Origin of the sequence: Mycolicibacter sinensis, from assembly GCF_001667945.1 — a bacterium.
GTDB lineage: Bacteria > Actinomycetota > Actinomycetes > Mycobacteriales > Mycobacteriaceae > Mycobacterium > Mycobacterium sinense_B.
This window is the reverse complement of sequence record NZ_LZJK01000065.1, coordinates 1-5,794: the sequence shown is the minus strand read 5'-3', so window position 1 is coordinate 5,794 and position 5,794 is coordinate 1. Positions and strand designations below refer to the sequence as shown.

The 5,794-nt window shown below is 70.8% G+C and carries 7 protein-coding genes; 4 read left to right on the top strand and 3 right to left on the bottom strand.

The window, feature by feature from the left end; translation table 11 throughout:
• Both A5694_RS08890 and A5694_RS08885 read right to left on the bottom strand, forming a co-directional pair.
• Nucleotides 1-686 (bottom strand): PH domain-containing protein (locus A5694_RS08890; protein WP_082952587.1); only part of this gene is annotated, 686 nt, incomplete at its 3' end.
• Nucleotides 683-1,195: a PH domain-containing protein gene (locus A5694_RS08885; RefSeq protein WP_064921476.1), complete on the bottom strand. Its 513-nt coding sequence runs from the start codon at nucleotides 1,193-1,195 to the stop codon at nucleotides 683-685. The genes A5694_RS08890 and A5694_RS08885, both read right to left, overlap by 4 nt.
• A gap of 79 nt (nucleotides 1,196-1,274) precedes the next feature.
• On the opposite strand from A5694_RS08885, the gene A5694_RS08880 reads away from it, so the two are divergent.
• The 4 genes from A5694_RS08880 to pssA are packed head-to-tail and all read left to right on the top strand — an operon-like array spanning nucleotide 1,275 to nucleotide 5,054.
• A complete protein-coding gene (locus A5694_RS08880; protein WP_064921475.1) occupies nucleotides 1,275-2,198 on the top strand; it encodes an SDR family NAD(P)-dependent oxidoreductase in 924 nt (307 codons plus the stop codon).
• Between the two features lie 14 nt (nucleotides 2,199-2,212).
• Entirely contained in the window at nucleotides 2,213-3,430 is a 1,218-nt protein-coding gene (moeA, locus tag A5694_RS08875) for a molybdopterin molybdotransferase MoeA (protein ID WP_064921474.1), read from the top strand.
• A 26-nt stretch (nucleotides 3,431-3,456) separates the two neighbouring features.
• Nucleotides 3,457-4,164, top strand: coding sequence for a phosphatidylserine decarboxylase (locus tag A5694_RS08870; RefSeq protein WP_064921473.1), 708 nt, complete (start codon nucleotides 3,457-3,459; stop codon nucleotides 4,162-4,164).
• Entirely contained in the window at nucleotides 4,161-5,054 is an 894-nt protein-coding gene (gene pssA, locus A5694_RS08865; protein WP_064921472.1) for a CDP-diacylglycerol--serine O-phosphatidyltransferase, read from the top strand. Before A5694_RS08870 ends, pssA begins: the two co-directional genes overlap by 4 nt.
• 1 nt (nucleotide 5,055) lies before the next feature.
• On the opposite strand, the gene A5694_RS08860 is transcribed toward pssA, so the two are convergent.
• Complete coding sequence (locus A5694_RS08860; RefSeq protein ID WP_064921471.1) at nucleotides 5,056-5,625, bottom strand: chorismate mutase; 570 nt, start codon at nucleotides 5,623-5,625, stop codon at nucleotides 5,056-5,058.
• Between the last annotated feature and the right edge of the window lie 169 nt (nucleotides 5,626-5,794).

The window sequence follows — 5,794 nt, the reverse complement described above, 5'->3', positions numbered from 1 at the left end:
CCCGCGATCACCGCCGCGGTCTGCTGCGCCCCGAACCGCCCGGCGGCGTCACGCCAGGCCCCGCTCAGCGCCGAATCCTGCAGCGCCGCCCAGGCGCCGCTCTGATAGAGCGCACCCACCGCGGCGCCGATCGTCACCAGCCCGGACAGACTCAGGGCGCTGTAGCGCAACCACGACGGGCGCCACCGCGCCAGCACCGTCGCGCGGGTCGGCGCCGGCCCAAATTCCGCTGGACCCCCGGTGTGCGCCAGCAGGATCTTGCGCAGCCGCGGCACCTGGCTGCTCTCCACCGCGTTGAGTTCGAACATGGTGTCCCCGGTGCCGTGCTGGCCGGTGCTGACCCGCAGCACCGTGAGCCCCAGCAGCCGGTGCAGCAGCCGGGCGTCGGTCTGAACCGAACGAATCCTGTTGCGCGGCACCGAAAGCACCTTGCGGCGCAGCAGGCCCGAGCGCAACTGCACCCGGCCCTGGGGGTCGGGTTCGATGCGATAGCTGGTGGTGAACCAGCGCGTCACCCCGATCACGGCGATCACCCACACCACCGCGACCACCCACACCGAGTTGTCGGTGGCCGAACCGAACACGACGATCGCGATCAGCAGCGGTAGCTCACGCAGCGCCTCGTGCAGCGGATGCACCAGCAACATCCGCGGGCTCAGCCGCTGCCAAGCCGGTTCAGCGGTCATGTGGCGTCCCCGGCGCCCAGCGAGGCGATGTCGGTCAGTTGCGCCACCACCCGGTCGGCGACCGGGGCATCCAGCGCCACGATGTGCACCGCCCCCGCCGAGGACGCGGTCGTCACCCGGACGTTGGCCAAGCCAAGCAGTCGATCCAGTGGCCCGCGGTAGGTGTCGACGGTCTGGACCCGCGAGATCGGGGCGATCCGGCGCTCCTGCACCAGCCAGCCGGTGCGCGTGTAGACGGCTTGATCGCTGATGTCCCACCGGTGCACGCGATAACGCCATAGTGGCGCGATCACCGCGGAGACCAGCAGCCCCAACGCCGTGACCGCTAGGGCGACCATGTGTAGCCAGGCCAGCCGCTCATCAGCGACCGCCCACCCCAGTTGCAGCACGGCCAGTACCAGCCAGGGCACCGCGCCGACCAGAGCCCATACCAATGGCGCGCGAGAGCTCGGTGGATTGGTGGGGTCGACCATGGTGACCTCCCCGGGACGGTTTGCGTTGGGCGCCATGCAACAGAGAATGACCTAGCGTCGCAGCGCTGTCATCTGCAAGGGTGCGGAACCGGCCGGCGTCGGTATCGTTTCGGGAATGGGGAGCCGGGACAAATGGGCCGCACAGGACGTACCCGACCAAACCGGGCGCGTCGCGGTAATCACCGGCTCCAACACCGGAATCGGCTATCACACTGCTCTGGTGCTCGCCGAACACGGCGCCACGGTGGTGCTGGCGGTGCGCGACCTGCACAAGGGACGTGCGGCAGCCGAACGGATCCACCACGCCAGCCCGCAGGCCGCCGTCGAGGTGCAGGAACTGGATCTGAGTTCGCTGGCCTCAGTCCGCGAAGCCGCCGAAGCGCTCGGCTCTGCCCATCCCCGCATCGACGTGCTGATCAACAACGCCGGTGTCATGTACACCCCCAAACAGACCACCGTCGACGGGTTCGAGCTGCAGTTCGGCACCAACCATCTGGGGCATTTCGCGCTGACGGGCCTGCTGCTGCCCCGGATGATGCGGGTGAAGGGGTCCCGGGTGGTGACGGTCAGCAGCATGGCGCACCGGATCATGGCGGCGATCCACTTCGACGACCTGCAGTGGGAGCACGGCTACAACCGGATCGCCGCCTACGGCCAGTCCAAGCTGGCCAACCTGATGTTCACCTACGAGCTGCAGCGGCGGCTGGCCGCCAAACGCAAATCGACGATTGCCGTCGCGGCGCATCCCGGCACTGCCAACACCGAACTGACCCGCTACCTGCCGCCGTTCCTGCGTCCGGCCGACCGGTTGCTGATGCCGCTGGTCGTCCAGAGCGCCGCGATGGGCGCACTGCCGACGCTGCGTGCCGCCACCGACCCCGAGGTGGCCGGCGGGCAGTACTACGGGCCGGGTGGTCTGGGGGAGCAGCGCGGGCATCCGAAGCTGGTCGACGCCAGCAAGCAGGCGCACGAGGTCGAGTTGCAGCAGCGGCTGTGGGCGGTCTCCGAGGAACTGACAGGAATCACTTACCCCGTCTAGTTCAGACTGTCGTCATGCGATCCGTTGAAGAGCACCAACGCGCCGTCGCCGACTTGATCCGTGCCCGCCCACCGGTCACGGTGCCACTGTCCGACGCCGAGGGGCTGGCCCTGGCCGCGGATGTGACCGCGCCGATCTCCTTGCCGGTCTTCGACAACTCCGGCATGGACGGCTACGCCGTACTAGCCGACGACGTGGCCACGGCGACCCCTGAGCATCCGGTGAAATTGCCGGTGACCGAGGACATTCCGGCCGGCCGTACCGACATCCCCTCGTTGGCGCCCGGTACTGCGCACCGCATCATGACCGGTGCGCCGATCCCATTCGGCGCCGACGGCGTAGTTCCCGTCGAAGCCACCGATGGCGGCACCGAGGTGGTGGCGATCAGTGCCGCCACCGCGCGGGGACGCCACATCCGTCGCGCCGGCGGTGACGTCGCCGAGGGCGCCACCGTGCTGTGGGCCGGCCAGCTCGTCACAGCGCCGGCGGCCGGCCTGGCCGCGGCGCTGGGCCTGGCCGAGTTGACCGTGCGCCCACGGCAACGCGTGCTGGTGATCTCCACCGGCACTGAACTGGTCAAGCCGGGCACGACGCTGGCGCCCGGACAGATATATGAGTCCAACGGGGTGATGCTGGCCGCCGCGCTGCGTGACGCCGGTGCCGAGGTGGTGGCCGCGGCGACCGTCGCCGACGACACCGCCGAGTTCACCGCGGTGCTCGACCGCTACGGCGTGCGCGACGGCGCGGTGGATCTGGTCATCACCAGCGGTGGCGTCAGCGCGGGCGCCTACGAGGTGGTCAAGGACGTCTTCGGTCGCGACGGCGATCAGGGCGTGGACTTCGTCAAGGTGGCGATGCAGCCGGGCATGCCGCAGGGCATCGGCCGGGTCGGCGACGCAGCCATCATCACGCTGCCGGGCAACCCGGTCAGCGCGCAGGTGTCCTTCGAGGTGTTCGTCCGGCCCGCGCTGCGCCGCGCGATGGATCTGCCGGCACCGGACCGGCCGCGCCGCACCGCCATCCTCAGCGAGACGCTGACCTCGCCGGCCGGGCGGCGGCAGTTCCGGCGCGGACTGCTCGACCACGAAACCGGGACCGTCACCAACTACGGGCCGCCGGCCTCGCACCATCTGCGCTACCTGGCGTCGGCCAACTGCCTGCTCGACATCGCCGACGAGGTGACCGAACTGCCGGTGGGCACCGCGGTGGAGGTCTGGGACCTGACCGGGTGAGTCCCCCCAGCTTCTAAGATGGCCGGATGGCCAGACGACCCCGCGCTGCTGATGATCCCGGCGGTCTGCGGCACCTGATCGAGCTCGTGCGCTCGACGGTGCCGCCGATGCACCCCGCCGGCTTGCCGTTCGTCGCCGGGGCGTTGGGCCTGGCGGCGTTGGGCCGCAAGCAGCGCTGGCTGCGCGGCGCCGGGCTGCTGGCCGCCGGGGCCAGCGCGGGGTTCTTCCGGCATCCCCGACGGGTGCCGCCGATCCGCCCGGGTGTGGTGGTGGCCCCCGCCGACGGCATGGTCTGCCTGGTCGACACCGCGACCCCGCCCCCGGAACTGGGCCTGCCCGACACCCCGCTGCCACGAGTCAGCATCTTCATGTCGGTGTTCGATGCCCACGTGCAGCGGGCCCCGGTCGGCGGCGAGGTGCTCGACGTGATGCACCGGGCCGGCCGGTTCGGGTCCGCCGACCGCACCGAGGCCAGCGAGGACAACGAGCGCAACAGTGTGCGGATCCGCACCGCCGACGGCGCCGAGGTGATCGCGGTGCAGATCGCCGGGCTGGTGGCGCGACGCATCGTCTGCGCCACCAGGCCCGGCGATCACCTGGCGATCGGCGACACCTACGGGCTGATCCGGTTCGGCTCGCGGCTGGACACCTACATGCCGGTCGGGACGCAGCCGCTGGTCGGTGTCGGGCAGCGCATGGTCGCCGGTGAGACCGTGCTGGCCCAGCTGCCATGACGACATCCACCCCGGGCCGCACCCGGGGCCCGGTGGGCCTGCACATCCTGCCCAGCTCGATGACGGTGCTGGCCATCTGCGCCGGCCTGACCTCGATCAAGTACGCACTGGACGGTCAGCCGCACGTGGCGATGGCGCTGATCGCCGCGGCCGCCATCCTCGACGGTCTCGACGGCCGGGTGGCTCGCATCCTGGATGCCCAGTCGCGGATGGGCGCCGAGATCGACTCGCTGGCCGACGCGGTCGACTTCGGCGTCGCGCCCGCGGTGGTGATCTACGTGTCGCTGCTGTCCACCCAGCCGGCGGGCTGGATCGTGGTGTTGCTCTACGCGGTGTGCGTGGTGCTGCGGCTGGCGCGGTTCAACGCCCTGCTCGACGACGCCACCCTGCCGGCCTACACCCGCGAGTTCTTCGTCGGGATGCCTGCTCCGGCCGGAGCGATCACGCTGATGGGGCTGCTGGCGGCGAAACTGCAGTTCGGCGATGGCTGGTGGACGTCGCAGTGGTTCACCTGTGCCTGGGTGGTGGGCACGTCGATGCTGCTGGTCAGCCGGATCCCGATGCGCAAGATGCACGCCGTGTCGGTGCCGCCGCATCTGGCCGCGGTACTGCTGGCGGTGCTGGCCCTGGTGGCCGCGGCGGCCTTCCTGTTCCCCTACGTGCTGGTGCTGGTGCTGATTGTGACCTACCTGTGCACCATCCCGTTCTCGGTGCGCAGCCAACGCTGGGTGGCCGCGCACCCGGAGGCCTGGGAGCACGCCCCGCGGGAGCGCCGCGCCGCGCGCCGGGCGATCCGCCGGGCGCAGCCGCGACCGGGGCCCCGGCTGGGCATCCGCCGGCCCAGCGGGCAATCGATGGCACGGCTGCGGCTGCGCAAGCCCGGGCGTTGAGCTACCCGGTGCAGTAGTCCCGCGTCGCCGACGACAGCGCCCGCCGGGAGAACTCGTCGAACTGCCGCGCAGCGCTGACGTCCCGGATTGCCTCGTCGAGTCGCGGGGCGCATTCCGCTGCGTGCAGCTGCTGCCACCGCAATCCGATCTGGGTGAGCATGACGCGGTTATAGCCGTCGATGCGGGCCCGCGACGTGGCCAGATCGGGCGCGACCGCCGGGGCGCTGGCCGGGTCCAGCTTCCACTGCGCGAACCGGTAGTGCTCGAGGGCTTCGGTGGCCGCGATCTGGTCGGTGAAAGCCTGACGCACATAGCCGGCGTCGAGGTGTTGGACCTCAGCGGCCGAGGCCACGGCGGCCAGTTGCTGCTGCACCCGGGCCGGGTCTTCGATGGCGCCTCCGGAGTGCCACTTGACCGCCGCCACGTCGTCGCCGACCTGCAGGCGTTGGGCCGCGGCGTCGACGAGGTCGGTCAACGGGTTATCTGCGTGGGCCGCGGGCGGTGCCGCCAGCAGCGTGACCGCGCAGAGCGCCGACAGCAGGCCGCCACTGTACGTCGATAATGACCGCATGGGTTCTATTGAAGAGCATCGGGATGGCGATGCCTCCCGGTCCTCCCGCCACCTGACCCTGATCGCCCGGCTGAACACCTCGGCCGTCGACGCCCGCCGCGGCGTGGTGCGGATGCACGCCGAAGCGATTGCCGCCCTCGGCATTCGGGAATGGGATGCGGTGTCGCTG

What these genes read in the sequence shown, in the direction of transcription:
- A5694_RS08885 (WP_064921476.1), bottom strand. Translation starts at nt 1,195, where the DNA reads ATGGCGCCCAACGCAAACCGTCCCGGGGAGGTCACCATGGTCGACCCC.
- A5694_RS08880 (WP_064921475.1), top strand. Translation starts at nt 1,275, where the DNA reads ATGGGGAGCCGGGACAAATGGGCCGCACAGGACGTACCCGACCAAACC.
- moeA (WP_064921474.1), top strand. Translation starts at nt 2,213, where the DNA reads ATGCGATCCGTTGAAGAGCACCAACGCGCCGTCGCCGACTTGATCCGT.
- A5694_RS08870 (WP_064921473.1), top strand. Translation starts at nt 3,457, where the DNA reads ATGGCCAGACGACCCCGCGCTGCTGATGATCCCGGCGGTCTGCGGCAC.
- pssA (WP_064921472.1), top strand. Translation starts at nt 4,161, where the DNA reads ATGACGACATCCACCCCGGGCCGCACCCGGGGCCCGGTGGGCCTGCAC.
- A5694_RS08860 (WP_064921471.1), bottom strand. Translation starts at nt 5,625, where the DNA reads ATGCGGTCATTATCGACGTACAGTGGCGGCCTGCTGTCGGCGCTCTGC.